1 protein-coding gene is annotated in these 836 nt (G+C 72.5%); it reads left to right on the top strand.

Annotated features, from left to right (window positions below; genetic code table 11):
* Window positions 1-836: condensation domain-containing protein (locus GT042_RS31645; RefSeq protein ID WP_237531396.1), on the top strand; the 836-nt coding region annotated here is incomplete at both ends.

Consider the following 836-nt stretch of genomic DNA (forward strand, 5'->3'; position numbering starts at 1 on the left):
ACCGGGGCGACACCGTCCCCTTCGCGCTGCCCGCCCCCGCGCACACCGCGCTCACCCGGCTCGCCCGCGCCGCGGGCTGCACCCCCTTCATGGTGCTCCAGGCTGCCCTCGCCGTGACCCTGCGTGCCCACGGCGCCGGTGACGACATCTCGCTGGGCACCGCCGTGGCCGGACGCACGGACGAGGCCCTGGACGATCTGGTTGGGTTCTTCGTCAACACCCTGGTCCTGCGCACGGACCTGTCCGGCGAACCGACCTTCCGTGAACTGCTGGACCGGGTCAAGGAGTTCGACATCGCGGCCTTCAGCCACGGTGACGTGCCCTTCGAACGGCTGGTGGAGGCGGTCAACCCCGAGCGGTCCGGCGACCACCACCCGCTCTTCCAGACCATGCTGGTTCTCCAGAACCAGGAGCAGGCGGGGCTCGACCTGCCCGGGGTCACCGTCCACGACCGGTCGCGGCACACCGGGATCAGCAAGTTCGACCTGACGTTCTCGCTCACCGAGGTCGCCGAGGTCACGGAGGTCACAAAGGTCACCGAACGCGCAGACCTCGCGGAACAGTCCGGACCCACCGCGGCGGGCATCTCCGGTTACCTGGAGTACGCCACCGATCTCTTCGACGCCCCCACCGCCCGCGCCCTCAGCGCCCGCTTCGCCCACGTCCTCACCCAGGCCGTGACCGACCCCGACCGCCCCGTCGCCGACCTCGACCCGCTCGTACCGGGCGAGCGGGACGTCCTGCTCGGCCAGGGACGCGGTACGGACCGGCCGCCGCCCACCCGTACCGCCCCCGAAGCGGTCCGCGCCTGGGCCGCGCGCACCCCCCACGCGGTC

Source organism: Streptomyces sp. SID3212 (genome assembly GCF_009865405.1).
GTDB lineage: Bacteria > Actinomycetota > Actinomycetes > Streptomycetales > Streptomycetaceae > Streptomyces.